The following is a 22,608-nucleotide window of genomic DNA, read 5'->3' as shown; positions in this document are numbered from 1 at the left end:
ACAAGTCCGTGGTCCTGCAGCTGCGCCGCGACTATGTGGCACGTTGGATGAACGTCGTCGACGAGGGCAGCTTCCAAGCCGAGAACCTCAAGATTGCCTGCTGGGCGCTCATCGACATGGGCATCGGCGTGGCCACGTGGTTTAGCCCCGATGGCCCGTACACCGCCGAGGAGCTCGGTGACATGTACGGGCAGTTCGCGCTCCGCCAGCTGACCTAGCCGCTACGCGCAGCCAATCTCCTCGACCTCTTCGTGGTCCGGGTAGATGACACGGATGCGCGAGTACACCTTGGCGTTGTAGCCACACGCTTCACGCTTGTCGACGACCACCCGCACCGGCGTCTGCTTAAACTTGCCCTCCGCACAGAAGGGGTCGCAGTCGTTTTCCACGGCCGTACCCTCAGCCGTGGCCTCATCGGCGCCCCAGTTGGACCACTTGAGGTCCTTGACCAGGTAGTTGTTATCACCGCAGGCCAGCGAAATGCTGTCGGGACCTTCTAGGCCGGTAACGGACACGCAGCCCAGGATGGCCGTGGCCTCCACGGTGGTGGTCACGTTGGGGCCGACCAGACCGACCACGCGGACCAGCTGGCCGGTTGCCGGAAGGATGGAGAAGCTGACGTGGTCAGCGTCGCGAATGACGCTGATGAGGCCGTCCTCCCCCACGCCGTCGTGGGAGCCCTGCGAGGCCGAAGCCAGGTCGTTGCCGTCGGTGGCGGCCAGGATGTCGTAGACAATCTTTTGCTGCGCGCTGCTCAAACCCGGCTGCAGCAGCAGCTGCAGCGCGCCGAGGGCGCGGTTGGGGAAACGATCCGCAAGAGCTTCCAGCCCAGCGCGGTCGGTGGCCGCCATGAGGTCTTCTGCGGGGATGACTGGCTGCGGGTCGAACCCTGGCAGCTCGCCTTGGGAGGAGATGTTCACGGTGCCGTCGACGCCCACCGAGTACTCGGTCGTGGCAGTAGACGAACCATCGGTGTCCACGCGCTTGAGGTACTCCTTTGAGGTCACACCCTTGTCCGCGGCGTCGGGCTGCGCGGCGGCAGCCTCGCCCGCGTGCGTGAGCACCTCCGCCACTGCGACCGGCTCGCTGTGGTTCACAAACGGGATGACCCCGCCGACCAGAGCTAGGACACCGACGCCCGCGGCCACGGCCTTCCACGGCGTGTGTGACCCAGAATCGACGATATCGCTGAGGACCGCCTCGGAGCGGGTAAGGGCGGCGTCGTCAAGCGCAGCGTCTGGCACCGGATTTGCGGCGCGCAATTGGGAAAGCGGATCAGTCATCGTGGCCTCCGGTGAGTTCGGAAAGGTGGGTGCGGGCGCGATGCAGGCGCACGCGGACGTTGTTAGGGGTGATGCCGAGGACCTCGGCGATCTCGGCCTGCGTGAGCTCCTCCCAGGCGAAGAGAGTGAGGATCTCGCGCTCGGCATAAGGAAGATGCAACAGGGCGCGGTTGATGTCGAGGGACAAGTCAACGGCGGCGGATTCGTCGGGAAGAGCACCGTCGAAGTCGTCGAGGTTTTCGAACTCGCGGCGCGAGCGATAGAACTCGCGCATCACGTTGCGTGCGATGCCATAGAGCCATGGCAGCGGGTTCTCCCCTGTCAGGGTGTCGAAGTTGGCCCAGGCGCGCTCGAAGACGGCGGCAGCCAACTCCTCAGCGTGCTCCTGCGGCACGCGACGCCGCAAAAACGCCAAGACGGCAGGATAATGCGCGCGAAAGTGCCGGGAGAACTCCCGCTTTCGCGCGCCGGGCAAGGTTAAGACGGACAAATAAAACTCCACGAGCCTGCTGGAACATACTTCACATAGAGTATGTTGCAGCAGGCTCGGAATTATTACAGACTAGTGCGCGACTTTTTCCTTAACCGGAATTTTCGCAGGTTGTACCGGTTCTGCGGTGTCAGCGACTGCGGTACGGCGAGCCACCGCGGCGAAAACGGCACCGGTGACGTTGTGCTCGGTGTCGGACGCAGATGGTTTACTAGTAGACGATGGAACCGCTCGAACTCAGCGCACTCACCGGCACGCAGTCCCGTACGTATGGCACCCGGAAGATCACCGACTCTATGGTGAACGCACCGGTCCATGTGGCGATCGCACTGTGGGACGAGCGCTGGGACTCCGCGCCGGGCGGCACTGTTGATGGCTGGGTCATCGCAGTAAACACCAGGCAGACCCGGTTCATACGCAAGGGCCAGACCAAGAGCGGCGACGTGGTGGAGATTGCCATCCGCGAGTTCGAGAAGGCCACGAAGAACCTGAAGGGCCGAATCTGGATTGTCACGGGGCGCCGGCAAAATACGCTGCGGTCGGCGCTAGAACGGCGCGGCTATACGGTGACGGGCAGCTTTGCGGAGGAAAATAGGGCGTCGAAAAGCGCGAGCTCTGTGCGCCGCAAGGAAGCGGGCCTGACCGCACGTAAGGCCAAGAAGTTGGGCGAGGCGCCACGGAAGAAAGAGGCCACGCAGGTAGAGACCCCGAAGGCACATTGGTGGCCGAACTTCTCGCAGGCGTCATCATGGCCGGAGGGCGCCACGGTGCGCATTGCTACCGACGCCTCCTCCGACACCGTGTTCAAGGGCTCCATGTGCTTCGTGGCGGGCAATGGCGACTACCGGCTGCGCACCCGCGAGACTAAGGCGGGTACTGACGAGCTCGAGCTGGAGTCGCTGACCTTGGCGCTGAAGTACCTGCTCAAGGTGGGTGCAAAGAAGGCGATTATTGAAAGCGACTCGGTCGCGGCGCTCGAAGCGGTGGAGCAGTTGCGCAATAAGCAGTCGAAGGCGGTGCGCTCGCGGCGAACGTGGCGCGGCGTGACGTCAGGTGCGCGGTCGCGTTTCCAGCAGGCCTGGAACGACGTCGAGGGCGAATGCGAGGTGGAAATCCGCCGCGTGCTTGGCCATGCGGGCGATCCGCTCAACCGCGCGGCGGACCAGATTGCGTACATGGGGCTGCGTGCGATTGCGCATCCGATGAAGCAGTCGCGGGCCACGCTGCAGGAGGGCATTACCAAGGCGCTGGCCAAGCTTTAGGCTTAGCCGCTAAAAGATGATCCGGCAGGCAAACGCCACCGCCCACACCAACAGCCAACGGCGTTTGTGCAGCTCATTGCGATAGATGGCGGACATTAACAGGTACCACGCCGACGGGATGATAAAGAAAAGACTGGTTCCTGGGTCCGCGCTAAAGTCATTAAATCCGACTAAAAGGAAAAACGCTGACAGGCCAGCTTTCCACCAAGAAAAAGGGTAAACCTTGCCGTCCGCCTCTGCTGGCTCTGGCTCGTTAGTTTTGGTTTGAGCTGGTACGACTTCGCTTGGCTCGTCTACTGGCGCTGGTTGGAAAGACTGCGCTGGTTGCGGTTTTGCCGCGTCCGCAAACGGATTGCCAGGTGCGTCTGCGAGGGGTTCCTCGAAGGGGTTATTGGCAAAAGGATTGGTCATAGCACATAGGATAGCGCCGACTGTTTCACGCGAGTTCATGTAGCCGGGCAATGGGTTTTGGACCTGCGTTTGTGGGGCTGTTTTCGACGCTTTCGTGTTGGTCCCCCTCTACGGGTTTCCCTCTAATGGTCCCTTTACGAGTAGCGTTGGCGACCAATACGGCCCATTGGGTTTCATTACCCCCTAAAGAAACCCAACCAATGGGAGCCAACCAATGGGACCAGTCTGGGACGTGCGGAAACCCAGGCGGAACCGCAGGCGAAAAGGGCCAGAGCGGCGGCCAGTCCGCGCGGGGCCGCGGAGACTAAGCCACGGAGGCCAGAGCGGAGGCCAGGCCGCACAGGGCGCTAGTGGCCGCCGTTTCCGCCGGACGCGAAGGTGAAAGTATCGGTCTCACCAGAATCGCAGGTCACGGTGTAGGTGTGGTAGCCGTCGGCAGGACCGGGGCCGATGTTGTCCGGCGCGGTTACGTAGCCCACCAGTTGGCCGAGGTCAGCTGCCGGCGACATCACCGCCGTCGCACCCCACGACGTGGTCAGGTTCGCGCGAGTACCCGGGCAGTTTGCCGCAATAAGCAGCTCCTGGCCCGGCTTGAGCTGACCGTCAACAGTACTGGTCAGCTGGGTGCCAGCGGTGGTCTTCGCATCCTCGCTGAACGGGTTGAAGCCGGTAGCAACTGCAGCGCCACCACCAGCCAAAATAGCGCAAGCGGCGGTAGCAGCAACGAGGGTCTTTTTCATGATGACTCCTTAACTAGGAAGTTGATGTTCACCTAGTTAGTTGCACTACCGCCGCGTTTATTACAGGCGACCAGAAAGTTTTTCCAGCCGCCAGTTGGGCGGGCTTATCCGGCGATTCGGCGCGCGCCGTCGCCAGGGCTGGCCACAAGGAAGGTCGGCGCCGGGAAGCCGCGCTCAGCCGCGGCAGCAGCAATTGCCTCCGCCGTCGACTCCACATCGGCACGCTTGACCAGCGCAATCACCGCGCCACCGAAACCGCCCCCAGTCATACGGGCGCCCACTTCACCGGCCGCCGCGAACGCGCAGTCCAGCTCCGGCGTGGTGACCTCGTACTGGTCGCGCAGCGAGATGTGGCTATCGCGCATGAGCTCCCGGAAACGGTCAAGGTTGCCGGCCTCCAAGTCGGAGGCAGCTTCCAAAGTGCGGGCGGTCTCCTCCACGACGTGGGCGACGCGGCGCTTAACGACGCCCTCATTCTCCCCCGCTTCCCTTGCCCACCGGGTGGCGGCCGCAACGGCATCGGGAATATCGCGGATAGTTCCGCCGCGGGCCCCAGAGCCCGCCAATGCAGACTGGACCGCGTCGATGACGCCACGGCGGGAGGCATACTGGCCGTCGTTCAAAGTGTGAGGAGCGTTGGTGTCCGCAATCAGCAGCACCATGTCGCGCTCCGCGATGTTAAACGGCACGCGGCGCACCTCACCCGTGGAGAAGTCCAAGACGAGCGCCTTGCCCTTCTGCCCGAAGAGGCTCGCATTCTGGTCCAAGCCACCTGTCGAGGCACCGACGACCTCGTTCTCGGCGCGCATGCAGGCGAGAACCAGGCGGGTGCGGGCGGCGTCGTCAGGCGCGTGCCCCGTCGAAAGCTCGTAGGCCGCCACCGCCACCGAGCATTCCAACGCCGCGGAGCTGGAGAGGCCGGAGCCTACCGGAACGTCGGAGACAATCGCGATGTCGAGGCCCTCGCAGGAGGCGATGACGCCGTCCTCGAGGCCCGCCCACACGGCGCCGGCGACGTAGCCTGCCCAGGCGTCCGGGGTGCCCGCGGCCCAACCCGGGCCAACCTCCTCCAGAAAAACGTCCACGCGGTAGACCTTGCCGCCGAACTCGGAGGCAATCCGCAGTTGGCCGTCCTCGCGCGGGGCCACGGCCACGGCCGTGTTCTGCTCCAGCGCGAAAGGAATCGAGGCGCCACCTGCGTAGTCGACGTGCTCGCCGATGAGGTTCACGCGGCCCGGCGCGGCCCAAACCCCGGCAGGCTCCGCGGAGAAGTTGGAGCGGAAGAGTGCGGTCGCGGCGTCGGCAAGCGTGGCGTCGGAACGAGTGGAAATCCAGTTAAGCATCCCACACCTCCTGGAACCGGGCGGCGATGCGCTCCGGGGTGGTGTCGTTGATCCACACTGCCTGCGCGGACTCCGAACCGGCGAGGAACTTCATGCGGTTCGGCGAGCGCATCAGCGAAAACAGCTGCAGGTGCATGCGCACGTCCCCGCGCAGCGTAGGGTCGGTCGGCGCGAGGTTCCAACCAGCGATGTACGGGGTCTTCTCCACGCCGTCGAAGAAACGGTCCACAGCGGTATACAGCTTCTTGAGCAGGGCGGCGAGGTCGTCGCGCTGGGCGTCGGAAAGCTCGGTGAAATCCGCCGCGTACTCGTTGGGCATGACCATCGCCTCGAGCGGCCACTTAGCGGCCGCGGGGACAAACGCCGTGAAGTGCTCGGTCTCCGCGATGATGCGGGTGCCCGCTGCGCGCTCCTTGTCCAGGATGTCTTGGAAGAGATCGCCCTCGTAAGCCTGCGAGGAAGCCACGATGGACTTCATGCGCGGCGAGAGGAACGGATAGGAGTAGATCTGGCCGTGCGGGTGCTGCAGCGTCACGCCGATTTCAGCGCCGCGATTCTCAAACGGGAAGACCTGCGCCACCTCAGGCAGCGCAGACAGCGCCGAGGTGCGGTGCGCCCACGCCTCGATGACGGTGCGAATGCGGCTCACGGGCAGATCCTTGAAGCTCAGCTCCGGGTCAGAAGTAAAGCACACGACCTCGCAGCGGGCCTTCGCCGGCAGGCGCGGGACCAGGCCCATGCCGTCGACGTCGTCCTCGTAGTCCTCCATCCCCATCGCAAAGGAAGGGAAGCGGTTTTCAAAGACCACCACGTCATAGGACGGGGACGGGATCTCCGTGGGCAGTTGGCCCGGCAGGGTCGGCGCGAGCGGGTTCTCGTTGGCCGGGGGCATGAATGTGCGGTTCATGCGGTGGGCGGCAAAGGCTACCCAGTCCCCGGTCAGCGGGTCGCGGCGCATCTCCGAGGCCGGTGTGACCTGCGGGAGTTCGCGGCTGTCTTCCAAGACGCGGTCGGTGTGTGGGGTGTCGTCGAAGTAGATGATTTCGCGGCCGTCGGCAAGCGCGGCTTTGGTGATCTCTAGCATTACTTGGCCTCCGCCAGCTTCGACTCGTCGATCTTGGAAGGGTCAACGATGATGGGACGCAGCTTGGCCCACAGCATGAAGGCTACTGCGACGACCAGCATGGCGACGCCGGCCCAGAGGTTGTCGGAGGATTCCTTCGGCAGGCCCGTGTCTGGGTTGACGCCTGGGTCGAGGGCGAAGGAGCAGACTACGAGCACGATGCCGTAGATGCCCAGGAGCGCACCGATCACGTTGCGCAGGTCAAAGGCACCCGCGTGCTGAGGTGAAGTCTTGGTTGTCATGATTGATGCTCCTTTAGGCGAAGATGACGTTCAGGCCGACGGCAATAACCAGGCAGATGACGCCCAGCGGGACGGTCTGCTTATACCACGGCAGGTTCTTCTCGGTGTAGTCCTCGAAGTGGTCCTTCGGGGTAACCGAGGATACGAAGCCGACGAGCTCTTCGTCTGGCTTGGGCTGCGTAAACATGGTGACGATGACGGAGACGATGATATCCACCGTAAAGGCCACGCCAGCGGCCACGAATGCTGTGCCCTGGCCAGGAAGGTTGAAGATGGAAGCCGTTGCGTCGGTAAAGGTTGCGATGTACCAGAAGGTAATTGCAGATGCGGTACCTGCAACCAGGCCGGACCAACCGGCGTGCGGAGTCATGCGCTTCCAGAACATACCGAGGATGAAGGTTGCGAACAGCGGGGCATTGAAGAAGCCGAACAGCGTCTGCAGGTAATCCATGACGTTGCCGAAGTTCTGGGCCAAAAGGGCGGTAAAGACGGCCACGCCGGTGGCGACGACGGTCGCGATGCGGCCGAACTTCAGGTAGTAGTCATCCTCGCGGTCCTTGACCACGTAGGTCTGCCAGATGTCATAAGAGATAACCGTGTTGAACGCGGAGATGTTTGCGGCCATGCCGGCCATGAAGGAGGCCAGCAGGCCAGCGATGGCCACGCCGAGGAGGCCATTCGGAAGGAGGTCGCGCATGAGCAGCAGGATGGCGTCGTTTGGCTCGGCGCGCTCTTCCATCAAGTCAGCGACGGAAACGGAGGCAACCATGCCTGGGATAACCACGAGGAAGGGCACGAACATCTTCGGGAAAGCGCCGATGATTGGGGTCTTGCGGGCTGCGGAGATGGATTCCGAAGCCATGGCGCGCTGTACCTCGACAAAGTTGGTGGTCCAGTATCCGAAGGAGAGGACGAAGCCCAAGCCCAGTACGATACCGATGACGGACCAGACTGGGTTCTCAAAGCCGGAAATGTCTGTGCCCGGCCAGGTGTGGAAGTGGGATTCCGCAATAACGGAATCCTTCAGGCCCTGCCAGCCGCCGACGCGGTTGAGGCCGATGATGGTCAATGGTGCCAGAGCAGCAACGATGACGAAGAACTGTAGAACCTCGTTGTAGATGGCTGCGGACAGGCCGCCCAGGGTGATGTAGGACAAAACGATGAGGCCAGCGACAAGGAGCGCGACCCACATCGGCCAGCCCAGCAGGGCTTCAACGATGGTGGCCAGCAGGTACAGGTTCACACCGGCGATGAGCAGCTGTGCCACGGCGAAGGAAATCGCGTTGACCAGGTGTGCCGCGTTGCCGAAGCGCCTGCGCATGAACTCCGGCACGGAACGGACCTTGGAGCCGTAGTAGAACGGCATCATCACGATGCCTAGGAAGACCATGGCCGGGATGGCGCCGATCCAGAAGTAGTGCATGGTCTGGAAACCGTATTCCACGCCATTTGCAGACATACCGATGATTTCCACCGCACCGAGGTTCGCAGAGACGAACGCCAGGCCAGTCACCCAAGCCGGCAAACCGCGGCCCGAGAGGAAGAAGTCAATGGAGGAGGAAACGCGGGCTTTTGCAGCCCAGCCAATTCCCAAGACAAAGAGGAAGTACAAAGCAACGAGCAGATAATCCACCCAGGTTGCGTCGAGTCTCAATACTGAAGGTTCCATTTCAAGAGCTTTCTTTTATTAGATTGCGCTCAAGCGAAGCTCGTAGGCAATCGGTTGATGTGCGTTGAGAACGGCCACGTCTGTGCCGCTACGCAGTGCGTTTGGCGGAGCGCTCATGGGCTCCACCGCCAGGGCACGCCCGCGCCCTGGGTAATCTGCCGGAGTGTACATCTGGACCCAATCCAGCCCCTGCCCCATCTCTAGGCGCACGCCCTTGCCCGCCGAGACATACTCTGCGGTCAGTGGTCCATGCCCGTGGAAGCAGTCATCCCATTCCACTTCGGCAATGCGCTGGCGCTTGACGACGACCTCTTCTACCTCACCCGTCGGCAAGTTCCGGGCGTCCAGCAAGTGGTGCTCGGTGACGGGGAGGGTCAGTTCGGAGGCGTCGGCAGCCGCGCCGCGTGCCGAGAGATAGGTGTGCAGGCCGAACGCGAACGGGGCGGGCCCTTCGGCGCTGGCCTCGAAGTGGGCGGATAAGCCGGCTGCGTCGAGGGTGTAGGTGGCTATGAGTTGGGTAGGCCATGGCCACGGTTCCTCGATGCGGGTGGTGAGTTGCACGCGGTCGGTGGCGTAGTAAACCAGATCCCAGGCTGCGTCGAGGACGAAGCCGTGGTTGGCGTTGTTGCGCTCGGGCTCGTTGACGGGGACTAAGTGCTTAGTCCCGCGCCAAGTGAAGCAGCCGTCTTCTGTGCGGTTTGGCCATGGTGCAAGAACCACGCCGGCGCACATCGGAGGCAGGCCTTCGTAGGTTTCCACAAGGGGTTCGCCGTTGTAGGTCAGCGCCTTAATGCCGCCGCCTAGGCTGGCGATTTCCGCCATGTATGCACCGTGTGCCATTCGGTACACAGGTGCAGAGCTGCTCGGTCTCGCCGTTCTGGTCATAACCTATTGCCCTTTCTTCCGTGTGTAACTCACTACGGGTTTTAGGTTAAGTCGCAGCTCAAGGGCCAGTCAATCGTTTGCATAAACTTGCATAATGATATCCCTGAAATCTACTTTTAGGTGCTACTGGTCATACACAGCAGCGCAAATCCTCCGCCAAATGATGCGCGCGGCCGAATGCGGGGTGGCCAAGACTTCGCGCAGATAGTTCTCCGGCTTCAGCTCCCACGGCGTAAAGGCAGAGTGCACGCGCACGGGAATTCCCAGGTGCCACGACCACAGCTTGGTCCGCAAGGCATGAAAGTCACTGGTGACCACATCAAAGTAGGGCGCGCGGTACAGCGCGTGGGAGTTCTCCAAATTTTCGTTGGTACTCGTGGCGTTGGGCTCGACGATAATGTTCTCGGCTGGCACTCCCCTGCCAATGAGATAAGCCTCCATCACCTCGGCTTCTCCGCGTCCGGACACGATGATGTCCTGCCCGCGCCACAACTGAAATGCGCGCTCAAGGCGACGCTCGAGCATAGGACCTGGCACACCGCCTTGGACGCGAGCTCCCAATACCAACAGGGGGACTAAGATAGGTCCGGACATAAAGCACGAGCTTAATCCAGGAGGGACACCGTGGCCACACCGACTCTGAAGGACCTCGCCGCGGCCACAGGAGTGTCCATCTCCACGGTCTCGCGCGCATTGGCCAACCATCCGGCCATTTCGCAGGCCACCACGAAAAAGGTCAAAGACGCCGCGGAAAAGCTCGGCTACCGCCCAAATGCCCAGGCCCGCGCGCTGCGCGGCTCCCGCTCCGACGCCATCGGTGTGGTCATCCCCAACCTTGCCGACCCATACTTCGCGCTCATCGCCGCCGCCATCGAGGCCGAGGCCGAACGCGAGGGAATCGCCGCAATCATGACCACGTGTTCGGAATCCCCGGAACGCCTGGCCAAGGCTCTCGATGCCCTGACCTGGCGCCAAGTCGACGGCATCATCACCGTCCCCGTCGAAGGTGCAGAGGCCGCTCTCAACGAGGCCGCGAAGTCCCGCCCGCTTCTGCTCATTGACCGCGAGCTAGCCCCCTTCCCTGCCGTGGCCTCCGATCCACGGCCCGGCATGTTCGCCGCGCTGACCCAGCTGCGGCAGAAGGGCCACGAGCGCATCGGCTACATCCCGGGGCCTCAACAAACGTCCACGGGCCGGCAGCGACTCAAGGTTTTTCGCGGCGCGACCAGCGAGTTCAGTACCTTCTATGCGCAGGGTGGCTATCGCCGCAAGGACGGTTACGTCGGAGCGCTGGAGCTCTTTGAAAAGGACGTCACGGCTATCGTCGCGGGCGATTCCATGATGACCGCCGGTGCACTGGAGGCCTGCTACAACGCGGGCAAGCGTATTGGTACGGATATCGCATTGGTCGGATTCGACGACCTCAACTTCTTCCGCCTGCAGCCGGTCCCCATTTCTGTGGTGGACCAAGATATGGCGGCGCTTGGCCGCCTAGCGGTACAACAACTGACCGCGGCCATCGCGCACAACGCCACCCCCACGGGCGTCAAGGTCCCGACAACCTACATTCCCCGCGTCTCGACTGCCGCGCGTTTGACCAAGAGCTAGCCGACTGCCGCACGTTTGACCGAGAGCTGGCTCTACGGTCAAACGTGCATTTACTGCAGGAGGCAATCGCGGCCCCTACTCGCCGAGAAGCTTCGCGCGCAGGTTCGCGTCCTTCTGTTCGACCTCGGCGGCCATGTTCTCTTGGTACTCTGCCATCTTCTGCATCAGGGCAGGATCGCCAGCACCGAGGATGCGCACGGCCAGCAGGCCGGCGTTCTTTGCGCCGCCGATGGACACGGTCGCAACCGGCACGCCGCCCGGCATCTGCACGATGGACAGCAGCGAGTCCATACCGTCGAGCTCCTTAAGCGCACGCGGGATGCCGATAACCGGCAGCGGAGTAGCCGCCGCGACCATGCCCGGCAGGTGCGCCGCGCCGCCCGCACAGGCGATGATGGCCTGCAGGCCACGCTCGTGCGCGGACTTGGCATAAGCCAGCATCTTCTCCGGGGTGCGGTGTGCGCTGACCACGCCCACCTCGAAAGGCACGCCGAACTCCGCGAGCACCTCGGCTGCGGGTTTGACGGTGGGCCAGTCGGAATCGGAGCCCATAATCAGGCCAACCTGCGGTTCCATAAAATCTCCTTAAGCTTCGGCCCACTCAGCGTGGACGAGGAAGTGTGCGGCATCGGCAGCGATGCGGCGGGTTTTAGCCACATCCGTGCCCACGACGTTGACGTGGCCAATCTTACGGCCGGCGCGATAGTCCTTGCCGTACAGGTGAATCTTGGCCTGCGGGTAGCGCTCCATCACTTCGCGCACGCGCTGCCGCATCGGCATTTCTGGGTCGGCAGAGCCGCCCAGCACGTTGGCCATGACGGTGATAGGCGCCAGCGGATCGGTAGCGCCCAGCGGCAGGTCCAAGACCGCGCGCAGGTGCTGCTCAAACTGCGAGGTCACCGAACCATCCTGGGTCCAGTGACCGGTGTTGTGCGGGCGCATGGCCAGCTCGTTGACGGCGATGTCTTCGCCGGCATCAGCATTAAAGGCGAAGAGCTCAACCGCCAAGACGCCCGTGACGCCGAGCTGCGTGGCCACGAGTTCGCCGACCTTAGCGGCACGCTCTGCCAGCTCAGGGCTCAGCCCCGGCGCGGGGGCGAAAGCCTCGGCGCAGATGCCGTCGCGCTGCACGGACTCGGTGATCGGCCAAGCCTTAACTTCGCCGGAAGGGCGGCGGGCAACGAGCACGGAAAGCTCGCGGGTCAGCGTGACCTTCTCCTCTGCCATGAGGGGTGTGCCCGCATCAAGCAGCTTGGCAACCAATGACTCCAGCTCATGCGCTTCAGGGAACCACACGCCGTGGCCGTCGTAGCCACCGCGGCGGGCCTTCAAGCACACACGGCCGTCGACGAGTCCGAAGAAGTCCAGCGCATCTGCCACGGTTTCAATCGCGGCAAAACGCGGGACTGGTGCACCCAGCTCCGCGAGCTTCTGGCGCATGAGCAACTTGTCCTGCGCGTACAACAGTGCAGAAGGCTGGGGCTGGACATTGTATCCGGCGTCGATAAGCGCCTGCACATGCTCGGTAGGCACGTGCTCGTGCTCGAAAGTCAGGCCGTCCGCGTCCTGGGACGCGCCGACGAGAGTGTCGTAGTCGTGGTAATCCCCCAGGACAACGTCCGGGATGACCTGCGCTGCGGACTGCTCGCCGGAGGAGGCGAGGATGCGCAAATGGATGTCCAGCTCAGCGGCTGCCGGCTGCAACATGCGTGCGAGCTGGCCGTCGCCAAAAACGGTAACGATGGGCTTTGCTTGTTGACTCACCTGTCCAATACTAGCCTTAAGGCTATGATCGTCCGGCATACTATCTTCCAAAACTCCCTCATGACGGCGCTCCTCGACGGCATCTATGACGGTGAGATGGCCATCGGCGAGCTACTCGGCAAGGGTAACTTCGGCATCGGCACGTTCGACGCCCTCGATGGCGAGATGATCATCCTCGACGGCGTGTGTTACCAGCTGCGCGGCGACGGAACTGCCACCATCGCGGACCTGGACCAGGGAACGCCCTTTGCGGTGGCTACGAACTTTGTGCCGCGCATCAAGGTCGAGGCGCCGCAGGGCATGCTGCGCTCCGAGCTTTCTGCTTTCGTGGATGAGATTCAGCCCTCCGCGAATTACATGTATGCCGTGCGAATCTCGGGCCGCTTCCGCTCGGTGACCACCCGCACCGTGGTCAAGCAGTCCAAGCCCTATCCCCCAATGGCCGAGGCCGTGGGCGGCGATAAGGAGCTGCACTTCACCGATGTCGAGGGCATCATCGGCGGCTTCCGCACTCCGGTCTTTGAAAAGGGAATCTCGGTGCCGGGCTGCCACGTGCACTTTATCGACGCCGATCGCACCTCCGGCGGGCACGTCCTGGACTACGTTGTGGACGACGCCACCATCGAGCTATGCCCCGGCACCGACCTCGAGCTGCGCCTGCCGCTGACCCAAGAGTTTGGCCAAGCCAACCTGGCTCCTGAGGATCTGGACCACCAGCTGCACACCACAGAGGTTAAGAATTAGAAGAGCTCCTGCTCGTTGAGGATCTCCTCCACGCGCTTGGCCTTGGGGATGGAAGGGAAGTACATCGGGCGCTCGTAGCCGTGGATAGCGAGGGAGATGCCTCCGCGGCGGCGTCTAGCGCCGCGGATATCCCGCAGTGGGATCGAGTCCACGTGGCTGCCCTCGCGCGCGATGACGCGCAGGTTGGTCACGATGAAGCGCCGGCGCCGCGTGCGGTACAGCGGCAAGCCAAAGCGCCAGAGGGAAAGTACCGCCCACAGGCCCACGATGCCGTTGCGAAGATTGACGTCGAGGCCATAAGAATCCGCCCAGCCGATGGCCATCCAGGCCAGGCCGGTGATGAGGATGAGCTCGAGAAATGGGAAAAGGAGCGCACGGTACGGCGCGGTCATATCTACGCGGACAACTTCGCCGCGGCCCATCTTCATCAATCCCATAGGGGTGCATGATACCCGCAGGAGGCGGCGGCGTCGGCACCATCACCGTAAACACCTCCGAGGCCTGCAGATGGCCAGATGCCGTAGCCTCCGGCCGGCGGCATGGACGAATCCACTGGTGTGCAGCTCAAAGATGACGGTGAGGTCTCCCAGGGAATGGGCGGCGGCCCGATGGGCGGACAGCGCCCCTAAATAGACACAATTTGCCAAATAGGAATGCCTGCCACGCTCTGTGGCGGGCCCTATTTGGCAAATTGTGCTTTACAACGCCCCGCCTCTCCACGCGGCGCGGCAACGAGTCGCTACTGAACCGGGCGCAGGTGCGTAACGTCGCCGGCGGAGTAGTACTCGCCGCCGACGTTGATGCGTCCGTCGTCGGCGATGCCTTCGACGACACCGACGACGTCGCCAGTCGGCGCCTCGAGACGAACTTCCTGGCCGATGGTAGAGCAGACCTTGCGGTAGTCCGCCATTAGCTGTGGATCCTGGTTCTCCCACTGGGTGATGCGGCGGCGCAAGTTCTTCAGTAAAGCAATTGCCAGCTCGGTGCGGTCGGTGTCGCGGCCTTCGAGGGCCAGGGACGTGGCCTTCTCGATGGGCAGCTGCTCGCGGGTCAAGGTGACGTTCAGACCCATGCCCACGACAACGCGTGCGGACAGCGTAGCTCCTGCTTCGGTCTTCGGGGCGACCTCAGCCTTGTTCACCTCCGCCTTGTTGAACTCCGCCTTGTTCACCTCAGCCTTATTAAACTCAGTCTTCGGCGCGGACTTGAAGGCAGCGCCCACTGGGCCAGCTTCGGCGAGAATGCCGCAAAGCTTGTTGCCGTCGATGTGGACGTCATTTGGCCACTTAAGCACGGAGCCCTCAACCGTATCGGTGACCGCCAAACCAGAAGCGAGCGGCAAAGTGCCGAGGTACTCAAGGGCCTCGGGAAGGATGAGCACCGAAAGAATCAGCTGTGAGCCCGCCGGGCTAACCCAAGTACGGCCCAAGCGGCCTTTGCCGGAGACCTGCTCGTTGGCCAACAGCACGGTGCCATCAGCGACGTTTTCCGCCTGCATGAGGTCCGTGTTGGTTGAACCGGTCTGCTCTACGTAATCAATTACAGCGAAGTCATCAGCTAGCGCGGTACGAATGCGTTCAATATCAAGTGGAGCTGTCATGCCACCGAGATTACCCGCCACCTAAAAGTAGCCCCAGCTGACACTAGCTAATGCGCATAACCACCCCGCCCCACACTAGAACCAGCCAGGCTTATCCAGGATTTCCGGCTTGCCCTTTTCATCAAGACAGGTGGTCAACACCGCCTGCGGCAGGGCCTTTTCCACTTGCTCAGGGGATACAGTTATGCCGCGCTGCCCCGGCAACCATTCGACGGTGTCCTTAATGAGGAGGTCATGCGTCCCACGCAGATCGCCCTGCAGTGAGTCGCCGTTTCCTTCCATAGCCACCGTGTAGCGAATTCTCGGGTCTACCCACTCGCATACCCATTGCCCGTACTCGGTAACCTCAGCATCGGAAAGCTAAAGGCCCGCAGCATTCAGACTGTCTTTCATTAATGCAGTGTCGAACTTGCCGTGGTTTTCTAAATAGTCGCGGACCCCGGCAGCTTCAGCTTGCTCACCGAAGATCTTGCTGAAAGTGGTGTCGCGTGGTGCTGAATTTGATGTAGTTTCCGGTCTTTCCGAAACAGACGCGGCGCCTGACGTTTCCGCGTTCGGAGCCTGTTCATCCGCAGCTCCAACGGCATTGTTAGTGGTAAACGAAGCCGCGTTATCTACGGTATCGGCACCGGAACAGCCGGCTACGAGCAGAGCTAGGAGTGGAGCAAGCTTTTTCATAGCGCCGACCAGCATAGGCGATTTAACGGGGGTGCTAGTGTAGGCGCATGGCAAAGGTCACTTTTGAGAAGGTCAACATCACCTACCCCAACGCCGCCCAGCCCACGGTCAAGGACCTTGACCTGGAAATCGCAGATGGTGAGTTTCTGGTGCTCGTCGGCCCATCCGGCTGCGGAAAGTCCACCACCCTGCGCTCCTTGGCAGGTCTTGAGCCGACCTCCAGCGGCCGCATTCTCATCGACGATAAAGACGTCACCGGCCTCGAACCGGGCGAGCGCGATATCGCCATGGTCTTTCAAAATTATGCCCTCTACCCGCACCTTTCCGTAGCTGAGAACATGGGCTTTGCCCTCAAGCTCGCCAAGCTGCCTAAGGATGAGATTAAGAAAAAAGTCGACGAGGCCGCAGCCACCCTCGGCCTGACCGAGTACCTCGACCGCAAGCCGAAGGACCTCTCCGGCGGTCAGCGTCAGCGCGTAGCCATGAGCCGCGCCATCGTGCGTAATCCCAAGGTCTTCCTGATGGATGAGCCGCTGTCCAACTTGGACGCGAAGCTACGCGTCCAGACCCGCTCGGAGCTCGCCAGCCTGCAGCAGCGCCTGGGCACCACCACCGTCTACGTCACGCACGACCAAGTCGAGGCCATGACCATGGGCGACCGAGTGGCTGTACTCAAGGACGGCGTCCTGCAGCAGGTCGCTCCCCCACGCGAGCTCTACGACGCCCCCGTCAACGAATTCGTCGCTGGCTTCATCGGCTCGCCTGCCATGAACATCTTCAACTACAACGAAGGCCGCATCGGCGTTCGCCCAGAGGACATGCTCATCACAGAAGCCCCGGCTGATATCTCTGGCATCGTTGACATCGTCGAGGAACTCGGCGCTGAGTCTTATGTCTACGTCACCGTTGGCAACCAGCGTTTCGTCGCCCGCGCAGATAAAGCACACACTCCACGGCGCGGCGACAGCATACATCTATCTTTCGACCCGACTAAAGCGCATCACTTCGACCCCGAAACGGGCGAACGCATTAACTCCTAATAAGACGTTGGGGGTGGATCTCACCCCCGACCGCGTCTTTCTACTGGGACTTTCGGAAAAAATAACGGTCTCAGACCGGGAAATAAGTCAAACCCCCGCGCGATGTGCTCGTTTTAACTTATTTTAAAGTCACCAGAAGTTTTCCGAAAGGTGAAATGCCCATGAAGAAGTCCGTACTTCGTTCCAGCCTCCACACCGCCCGCAAAGGCGCCGTTGTCACCACCGCTGCTCTCGCGCTGGTATTGGCAGGCTGCTCATCCTCCTCTGACGAGGGTTCCTCCGATTCCGCATCCAGCGGTTCCGCCGACGGCGCTGACGGCCGCGGCCCCATCACCTTCGCGATGGGTAAGAACGACACCGACAAGATCCAGCCGGTCATCGAGAAGTGGAACAAGGAGCACCCTGACGAGAAGGTCACCCTCAAGGAGCTCGCCGGCGAGGCAGACGCTCAGCGCGACACCCTCGTACAGTCCCTGCAGGCTGGCAACTCTGACTACGACGTCATGGCACTCGACGTCGTCTGGACCGCAGAGTTCGCCGCAAACCAGTGGCTCGCTCCGCTGACCGGCGATCTGGAGGTTGACACCTCCGATCTACTCGAGTCCACCGTTGAGTCCGCTACCTACAACGACACCCTCTACGCTCTGCCTCAGAACACCAACGGCCAGCTCCTCTTCCGCAACACCGACTTGGCTGACAAAGCACCAGAGAAGTTCGACGACATCAAGACTGCTTGCGAGGCGCTCAAGGAGGACACCTCCTGCCTGACCACACAGCTCAAGCAGTACGAAGGCCTGACCGTAAATACCGCAGGCTTCATGGAGGGCTGGGGCGGCTCCGTTCTGGCTGACGACGGCACTCCTTCCGTAGACTCGGCTGAGTCCAAGGCTGGTCTGCAGGCGCTTGTCGACGCTTACAAGGACGGCGTCATCTCCAAGGATTCCACCGCCGCTACCGAGGAGGAGACCAACCTGGCCTTCACCGAGGGCAAGACCGCTTTCGCCATCAACTGGCCGTACATGTACACCAACGCTGAGGATGAAGGTGTGAAGTTCGAGGTCCAGCCGCTGGTAGGCAAGGACGGCGTTGGCGTTTCCACCCTGGGTGGCTACAACAACGGCATCAACATCAACTCCGAGAAGAAGGCCACCGCGCTGGACTTCATGAAGTTCATCATCAACGAGGAGAACCAGAAGTCCTTCGCTGAGGCTTCCTTCCCGCCGGTTCTGGCTTCCGTCTACGACGATGCTGCCCTCATCGAGCAGTTCCCGTACCTGCCGGCTCTCAAGGAGTCCCTGGAAAACGCCGCACCGCGTCCGGTCTCCCCGTTCTACACCGCAATCTCCAAGGCTGTTCAGGACAACGCTTACGCAGCGCTGACCGCTGGCAAGTCCGTGGATGACGCAACCAAGGACATGAAGGCTGCTATCGAGGCTGCTTCCCAGGGCTAAAAGACCAGTCCCTTTTAACTAGGTTCTCTTTTAGATAGAGAGCTGAGAATGCGGGGCGTGAGTGAGCTTGTGTGCTCACACACGCCCCGCATTGTCTTTGATGTCCGGCACACCCGTTAAACTCTTAGCCAACCTGATCACTTACTGCAGAAAGGCGTCCCAGCGTGGCAGTAACAACTCCCACAGCCATGAAGCGCAAGCAGAACCTCAATGCCGCGGGCCTTATCGCACCGGCACTGATTGTGCTAGCCGTTGTTATCGGCTACCCCATCCTGCGTGCTGTCTGGCTTTCTTTCCAGGGAAATCGCCACTTGAACCCCAAAACGGGCATTTTCGAGGAAGGCGGCTTCGCCGGCCTTGAGAACTACCTGTACTGGATCAATAACCGTTGTGTTTCTGGCACCGGGCAGATCTCGCAGTGCCCTCCTGGCGTTATCGCCACGGACTTCTGGCCGGCGCTAAAGATTACGCTGTTCTTCACCGTGGTCACCGTGTTGTTGGAGACCATCCTCGGTATGTTCATGGCCATCATCATGAATGGTGAGTACAAGGGCCGCGGCCTTGTCCGCGCAGCAGTGCTGGTGCCGTGGGCTATTCCTACGGCTGTAACGGCTAAGTTGTGGCAGTTCATGTTCGCCCCAGATGGCATCGTGAACTCCCTACTGGGAACCCACATTTCTTGGACCACGGACCCTTTCTACGCCCGTCTTGCCGTCATCATCGCGGACGTGTGGAAGACCGCCCCATTCATGGCCCTGCTCATCTTGGCTGGCCTGCAAATGATTCCGCGGGACGTGTATGACGCCGCGCGTGTCGACGGCGCGAGCCGCATCCAGACCTTCTTCAAGATCACGTTGCCACTGGTGCGCCCCGCCCTCATGGTGGCTATCTTGTTCCGTACCCTCGACGCACTGCGCATGTACGACCTTCCGGTCATCATGATCTCGGCGTCGTCCAACGCGCCCACTGCCACCATCTCCCAGCTGGTGGTTGAGGATATGCGCCAAGGCAACTTCAATTCTGCCTCGGCACTATCGACTCTCATCTTCTTGCTCATCTTCCTCGTTGCCTTCATCCTGGTTCGCTTCCTGGGAGCTGATGTCTCCGGCAATGAGCGGCGCTCGAATAGGAAGGCGGTCCAGTAATGAAAAAGTTCGGACACTACGCCGGCATCATCTTCATCATGTTCTGGGGCTTGGCTCCCTTCTACTGGATGGTCGTAACGGCACTGCGGCACAAGGACCACACCTTCGACACCACCCCGTGGCCGACCCACGTCACCATGGAAAACTTCCAGGACGCACTGGCCACTGACAAGGGCAACAACTTCTTGGCGGCACTCGGCAACTCGCTGGCCATCTCGTTGGCCACCACCGCCATCGCCGTAGCAGTGGGTGTCTTCACCGCCTACGCGCTGGCCCGCTACAACTTCCCTGGCAAGGGAATCGTCACCGGCATCATCCTGGCGGCTTCGATGTTCCCTGCCATCGCATTGGTCACCCCGCTGTTCCAGATGTTCGGCAACCTGGACTGGATCGGCACCTACCGCGCCATGATCATCCCGAACATCTCCTTTGCACTGCCGTTGACGGTCTACACGCTACTGAGCTTCTTCCGTCAGCTTCCATGGGAACTGGAGGAAGCCGCTCGCGTCGACGGCGCCTCGCGCGGCCAGGCCTTCCGTCTCGTACTGTTGCCGCTCGCTGCCCCGGCGCTGTTTACCACCGCCATCATCGCATTCATCACCACGTGGAATGAGTTCATGTTGGCTCGTCAGCTCTCCAACGACTCCACTGAACCAGTAACCGTGGCCATCGCACGCTTCTCCGGCCCCTCGGCCTTCGAGTACCCGTACGCCGCCACCATGGCAGCGGGTGCACTCGTGACCATTCCGCTCATCATCATGGTTCTCATCTTCCAACACCGCATCGTGGCCGGCCTGACCGCCGGAGGTGTCAAGGCCTAATGCTGAAGCACCTGGGAGTTATCGCAGCGGCTGCAAGCATGGCATTGGCCGGCGCGGCGTGCACACCATCTCAAGAGGAGAAAAGCACCGCAGTGGAACGAAGCGAAGCCGTCGGCGCACCCGCCCCCGTCATCTTGAGACCCGCGGAGCTTTCGGGGCAGACCATCGATCTAAAGCTCGGCGAAAACCTCGTCATCACCGAATCCAACGGGCTCACCGCAGAAGTCAGCAATCCTGAGGTCGCCGAATTTACCCCAGCACGTACCGACGGTGCCACGGAGTTCAACGCCGGGTTTGCCGCTCTCAAGAAGGGCGTGACCAGCGTGAAGCTCTCGGACGGAACCGCTTTTAACCTCAAAATCAGCTAATGCGCCACGCACTTTTGTGGGACACTGCCCTAGGATTCGTCGGCTTTTTCGCCTTTCTCGCCATCGCGCAAGCAATTCTCAATCTCTTCCAACCCGAGCCCGCCATCTGGCCGGGGATTCTCGCCGCTGTGCTCTGCGGTATTGAATACCTCCTGTGGCGCGCCAAAAGAAAGGACCTCAGATGAGTTGGTACCAGAACGCCATCTTCTACCAAGCCCTCGTTGGCTCTTTCAAAGACTCCGGCGCCACCGGGAATCCCGCGGCAGCCGGTGGCAAGGGCGTGGGCACGCTCCAAGGCGTCATCGAAAAGCTTGACTATCTAAAGTGGCTCGGCGTCGATTGTCTCTGGCTTTCGCCTTTCTATGCCTCCCCGCTCAAAGATGACGGCTACGACATCGCGGACTACTACTCCATCCATCCCGATTACGGCACCATGGAGGACTTCGAGCAGCTCATCTCTGAGGTTCACAGCCGCGGCATGCGGCTCATGACTGACCTCGCGCTCAACCACACCTCCTCCGAGCACGAGTGGTTCCAGGCCTCCCGCCGCGATCCCGAAGGCCCATACGGCGACTACTACGTGTGGGGCGACGATCCAGACCGCTATCCTGAAATCCGCATCATCTTCACCGACGTGGAAGATTCTACGTGGGCCTGGGATGAGGTGCGCCAGCAGTACTACTTCCACCGCTTCTACTCGCACCAGCCGGATCTCAACTACGACAACCCCGCGGTGCACGAGGAAGTCTTCAACATCGTGCGCTTCTGGATGGACAAGGGCCTGGACGGCTTCCGCTTGGACGCAATCCCATACCTCTACGAGCGCGACGGAGCGGGCGGCGAGTCGCTGCCCGAGACCCTCGAGTTCATTGAGAAGTTGCGCACTTTCGTTGATGAGAACTATCCCGAGGCTGTCATGATCGCCGAGGCCAACCAGCCTCCGGCAGAGACCATGGAGTTCTTCGGCAAGGGCAACCGCGTGCACATGGTGTTCAACTTCCCGCTGATGCCGCGTTTGTACGAGGCGCTTGCGCTTGGCGACGCCACCCCCATTTACAACATCATGGAGGAGATACCGGAGCTGCCCGAGGGCTGCCAGTGGGGCACCTTCCTGCGCAACCATGACGAGCTCACGCTGGAAATGGTGAACGAGTCGCGTCGCGAGTTGATGTACCACCATTACCTGCCGGATGACGAGATGCGCGCGCACGTGGGCATCGCTAGGCGCTTGGCTCCGTTGCTGGGAAATGACCGCAGCAAGATTGAGCTGTTTTACTCCCTGTTGCTGACCATGCCGGGCTCGCCTTTCCTCTACTACGGGGATGAGATTGGCATGGGCGATTCGCCTGCCCTGCCAGACCGCGACGCAGTGCGCACCCCTATGCAATGGGAACCTGGCGACGGCGCCGGGTTCACCACTGCCCCGCACCCGCGGCGCCCCATCGTGGGCGGCACGAAGGTTAACGTGGCGGAGCAAAAGGATGACCCAACCTCCTTGCTCAACACCGTTCGCGAACTCATTGCACAGCGCAAGGCTTTCCCGGAGTTGGCCACCGCGCCCTTCGAGGCTGTCGAGACCGGCGAGGCCGGCATTCTTGCGTTCCAGCGTGGCAGCTTGTTGTGCCTGCACAACTTCACTGAGGAATCCGTGGATCTGGGTCCGGTCGAGTTAGGCCCATACGGCTACGCGTGGTTGCCTATTGAGGCTTAACCAGAGTCCTAATTAGGAAAGGTCAGTTGGGGTGGAGTCCTCACTCCACCCCTTTGGTTAACGGCAGGTTAACGCGAGGCGTATACCGCGGAAATCTTCACTAAAGGTAATTGGGTTAATGAATTAGTTAGCGCACATAAAACACAAAACCCCAGTTCACGACTAAACCCCAAGATTAGGAAGAGGATTGCAAGGGGTCTACGCTAGACCCTTGGTAGCTCGATTTGTGG

27 protein-coding genes are annotated in these 22,608 nt (G+C 61.5%); 11 read left to right on the top strand and 16 right to left on the bottom strand.

The genetic code is table 11. The annotated features are described in order from the left end of the window. Positions 1 to 218: TetR-type transcription factor C-terminal domain-containing protein (locus HMPREF0308_RS01610; protein ID WP_005528060.1), on the top strand; the 218-nt coding region annotated here is incomplete at its 5' end. Positions 219 to 221: 3 nt separating this feature from the next. Here the strand turns inward: HMPREF0308_RS01610 and HMPREF0308_RS01605 are convergent. Then, positions 222 to 1,283, bottom strand: a complete 1,062-nt coding sequence (locus HMPREF0308_RS01605; protein WP_005528059.1) for a hypothetical protein — start codon at positions 1,281 to 1,283, stop codon at positions 222 to 224. Next, on the bottom strand, positions 1,276 to 1,785 hold the full coding sequence (locus HMPREF0308_RS01600; RefSeq protein ID WP_005528058.1) for an RNA polymerase sigma factor: 510 nt from the start codon (positions 1,783 to 1,785) through the stop codon (positions 1,276 to 1,278). Before HMPREF0308_RS01600 ends, HMPREF0308_RS01605 begins: the two co-directional genes overlap by 8 nt. A gap of 209 nt (positions 1,786 to 1,994) precedes the next feature. On the opposite strand from HMPREF0308_RS01600, the gene HMPREF0308_RS01595 reads away from it, so the two are divergent. Continuing rightward, complete coding sequence (locus tag HMPREF0308_RS01595; protein WP_005528057.1) at positions 1,995 to 3,035, top strand: ribonuclease HI; 1,041 nt, start codon at positions 1,995 to 1,997, stop codon at positions 3,033 to 3,035. A 9-nt stretch (positions 3,036 to 3,044) separates the two neighbouring features. Here HMPREF0308_RS01595 and HMPREF0308_RS01590 read toward each other — a convergent pair whose 3' ends face one another. The 8 genes from HMPREF0308_RS01590 to HMPREF0308_RS01555 form a co-directional block, all read right to left on the bottom strand. After that, positions 3,045 to 3,446, bottom strand: a complete 402-nt coding sequence (locus tag HMPREF0308_RS01590) for a hypothetical protein (RefSeq protein WP_005528056.1) — start codon at positions 3,444 to 3,446, stop codon at positions 3,045 to 3,047. A gap of 347 nt (positions 3,447 to 3,793) precedes the next feature. Further along, complete coding sequence (locus tag HMPREF0308_RS01585) at positions 3,794 to 4,186, bottom strand: hypothetical protein (protein ID WP_005528054.1); 393 nt, start codon at positions 4,184 to 4,186, stop codon at positions 3,794 to 3,796. A 104-nt stretch (positions 4,187 to 4,290) separates the two neighbouring features. Continuing rightward, positions 4,291 to 5,529: a galactokinase gene (gene galK / locus HMPREF0308_RS01580; RefSeq protein WP_005528052.1), complete on the bottom strand. Its 1,239-nt coding sequence runs from the start codon at positions 5,527 to 5,529 to the stop codon at positions 4,291 to 4,293. Continuing rightward, complete coding sequence (galT, locus tag HMPREF0308_RS01575) at positions 5,522 to 6,613, bottom strand: galactose-1-phosphate uridylyltransferase (protein WP_005528051.1); 1,092 nt, start codon at positions 6,611 to 6,613, stop codon at positions 5,522 to 5,524. Before galT ends, galK begins: the two co-directional genes overlap by 8 nt. Continuing rightward, positions 6,613 to 6,894, bottom strand: a complete 282-nt coding sequence (locus tag HMPREF0308_RS01570; protein WP_005528050.1) for a hypothetical protein — start codon at positions 6,892 to 6,894, stop codon at positions 6,613 to 6,615. The genes galT and HMPREF0308_RS01570 overlap by 1 nt, the downstream gene beginning before the upstream one ends. A 13-nt stretch (positions 6,895 to 6,907) precedes the next feature. Then, positions 6,908 to 8,563 (bottom strand): sodium:solute symporter family protein, encoded by a 1,656-nt coding sequence (locus tag HMPREF0308_RS01565; RefSeq protein ID WP_005528049.1) that lies wholly within the window; start codon positions 8,561 to 8,563, stop codon positions 6,908 to 6,910. Positions 8,564 to 8,581: 18 nt separating this feature from the next. After that, on the bottom strand, positions 8,582 to 9,403 hold the full coding sequence (locus HMPREF0308_RS01560; RefSeq protein WP_005528048.1) for an aldose 1-epimerase family protein: 822 nt from the start codon (positions 9,401 to 9,403) through the stop codon (positions 8,582 to 8,584). A gap of 168 nt (positions 9,404 to 9,571) precedes the next feature. Next, complete coding sequence (locus tag HMPREF0308_RS01555; protein ID WP_034656553.1) at positions 9,572 to 10,042, bottom strand: YdcF family protein; 471 nt, start codon at positions 10,040 to 10,042, stop codon at positions 9,572 to 9,574. A 30-nt stretch (positions 10,043 to 10,072) separates the two neighbouring features. On the opposite strand from HMPREF0308_RS01555, the gene HMPREF0308_RS01550 reads away from it, so the two are divergent. Next, the gene (locus HMPREF0308_RS01550; protein ID WP_005528046.1) at positions 10,073 to 11,056 is read left to right on the top strand and encodes a LacI family DNA-binding transcriptional regulator; all 984 of its coding nucleotides are present in this window, start codon (positions 10,073 to 10,075) and stop codon (positions 11,054 to 11,056) included. A gap of 75 nt (positions 11,057 to 11,131) precedes the next feature. Here HMPREF0308_RS01550 and purE read toward each other — a convergent pair whose 3' ends face one another. Together purE and HMPREF0308_RS01540 are read right to left on the bottom strand one after the other, a co-directional pair. Continuing rightward, positions 11,132 to 11,632 (bottom strand): 5-(carboxyamino)imidazole ribonucleotide mutase, encoded by a 501-nt coding sequence (purE, locus tag HMPREF0308_RS01545; RefSeq protein WP_005528045.1) that lies wholly within the window; start codon positions 11,630 to 11,632, stop codon positions 11,132 to 11,134. 9 nt (positions 11,633 to 11,641) lie between these two features. Continuing rightward, positions 11,642 to 12,859, bottom strand: coding sequence for a 5-(carboxyamino)imidazole ribonucleotide synthase (locus HMPREF0308_RS01540; protein ID WP_005528044.1), 1,218 nt, complete (start codon positions 12,857 to 12,859; stop codon positions 11,642 to 11,644). On the opposite strand from HMPREF0308_RS01540, the gene budA reads away from it, so the two are divergent. Further along, positions 12,845 to 13,564, top strand: coding sequence for an acetolactate decarboxylase (budA, locus tag HMPREF0308_RS01535; RefSeq protein ID WP_005528043.1), 720 nt, complete (start codon positions 12,845 to 12,847; stop codon positions 13,562 to 13,564). The genes HMPREF0308_RS01540 and budA overlap by 15 nt on opposite strands. Here the strand turns inward: budA and HMPREF0308_RS01530 are convergent. The 4 genes from HMPREF0308_RS01530 to HMPREF0308_RS01515 all read right to left on the bottom strand — a co-directional run bounded on the left by HMPREF0308_RS01530 (position 13,561) and on the right by HMPREF0308_RS01515 (position 15,842). Next, the gene (locus HMPREF0308_RS01530; protein WP_005528042.1) at positions 13,561 to 14,001 is read right to left on the bottom strand and encodes a hypothetical protein; all 441 of its coding nucleotides are present in this window, start codon (positions 13,999 to 14,001) and stop codon (positions 13,561 to 13,563) included. The two genes, budA and HMPREF0308_RS01530, sit on opposite strands and share 4 nt — an antisense overlap. Positions 14,002 to 14,303: 302 nt before the next feature. Beyond that, a complete protein-coding gene (locus tag HMPREF0308_RS01525; protein ID WP_005528041.1) occupies positions 14,304 to 15,164 on the bottom strand; it encodes a biotin--[acetyl-CoA-carboxylase] ligase in 861 nt (286 codons plus the stop codon). A gap of 75 nt (positions 15,165 to 15,239) precedes the next feature. Beyond that, positions 15,240 to 15,446, bottom strand: a complete 207-nt coding sequence (locus HMPREF0308_RS01520) for a hypothetical protein (RefSeq protein WP_005528040.1) — start codon at positions 15,444 to 15,446, stop codon at positions 15,240 to 15,242. Positions 15,447 to 15,524: 78 nt separating this feature from the next. Next, complete coding sequence (locus tag HMPREF0308_RS01515; RefSeq protein WP_141276766.1) at positions 15,525 to 15,842, bottom strand: hypothetical protein; 318 nt, start codon at positions 15,840 to 15,842, stop codon at positions 15,525 to 15,527. A 47-nt stretch (positions 15,843 to 15,889) separates the two neighbouring features. Between HMPREF0308_RS01515 and HMPREF0308_RS01510 the strand changes: the two genes are divergently transcribed. The 7 genes from HMPREF0308_RS01510 (at position 15,890) to treS (ending at position 22,378) form a co-directional block, all read left to right on the top strand. Continuing rightward, positions 15,890 to 16,882 carry an ABC transporter ATP-binding protein gene (locus HMPREF0308_RS01510; RefSeq protein WP_005528037.1) on the top strand — a complete coding sequence of 331 codons (993 nt, stop codon included), beginning with the start codon at positions 15,890 to 15,892 and terminating at the stop codon, positions 16,880 to 16,882. Positions 16,883 to 17,043: 161 nt separating this feature from the next. Further along, positions 17,044 to 18,333, top strand: coding sequence for an ABC transporter substrate-binding protein (locus HMPREF0308_RS01505; RefSeq protein WP_034656552.1), 1,290 nt, complete (start codon positions 17,044 to 17,046; stop codon positions 18,331 to 18,333). Between the two features lie 188 nt (positions 18,334 to 18,521). Further along, entirely contained in the window at positions 18,522 to 19,478 is a 957-nt protein-coding gene (locus tag HMPREF0308_RS01500; RefSeq protein WP_034656551.1) for a carbohydrate ABC transporter permease, read from the top strand. Then, positions 19,478 to 20,299, top strand: coding sequence for a carbohydrate ABC transporter permease (locus tag HMPREF0308_RS01495; protein ID WP_005528032.1), 822 nt, complete (start codon positions 19,478 to 19,480; stop codon positions 20,297 to 20,299). The genes HMPREF0308_RS01500 and HMPREF0308_RS01495 overlap by 1 nt, the downstream gene beginning before the upstream one ends. Beyond that, complete coding sequence (locus HMPREF0308_RS01490; RefSeq protein WP_005528031.1) at positions 20,299 to 20,667, top strand: hypothetical protein; 369 nt, start codon at positions 20,299 to 20,301, stop codon at positions 20,665 to 20,667. Before HMPREF0308_RS01495 ends, HMPREF0308_RS01490 begins: the two co-directional genes overlap by 1 nt. Beyond that, positions 20,667 to 20,852, top strand: coding sequence for a hypothetical protein (locus HMPREF0308_RS01485; protein WP_005528030.1), 186 nt, complete (start codon positions 20,667 to 20,669; stop codon positions 20,850 to 20,852). Before HMPREF0308_RS01490 ends, HMPREF0308_RS01485 begins: the two co-directional genes overlap by 1 nt. Further along, the gene (treS, locus tag HMPREF0308_RS01480; protein WP_005528029.1) at positions 20,849 to 22,378 is read left to right on the top strand and encodes a maltose alpha-D-glucosyltransferase; all 1,530 of its coding nucleotides are present in this window, start codon (positions 20,849 to 20,851) and stop codon (positions 22,376 to 22,378) included. Before HMPREF0308_RS01485 ends, treS begins: the two co-directional genes overlap by 4 nt. Positions 22,379 to 22,608 lie beyond the last annotated feature (230 nt).

Source organism: Corynebacterium striatum ATCC 6940 (assembly GCF_000159135.1).
Classification (GTDB): domain Bacteria; phylum Actinomycetota; class Actinomycetes; order Mycobacteriales; family Mycobacteriaceae; genus Corynebacterium; species Corynebacterium striatum.
Note: the sequence above shows the minus strand (reverse complement) of the source record. Positions and strands in the feature narration are given on the sequence as shown.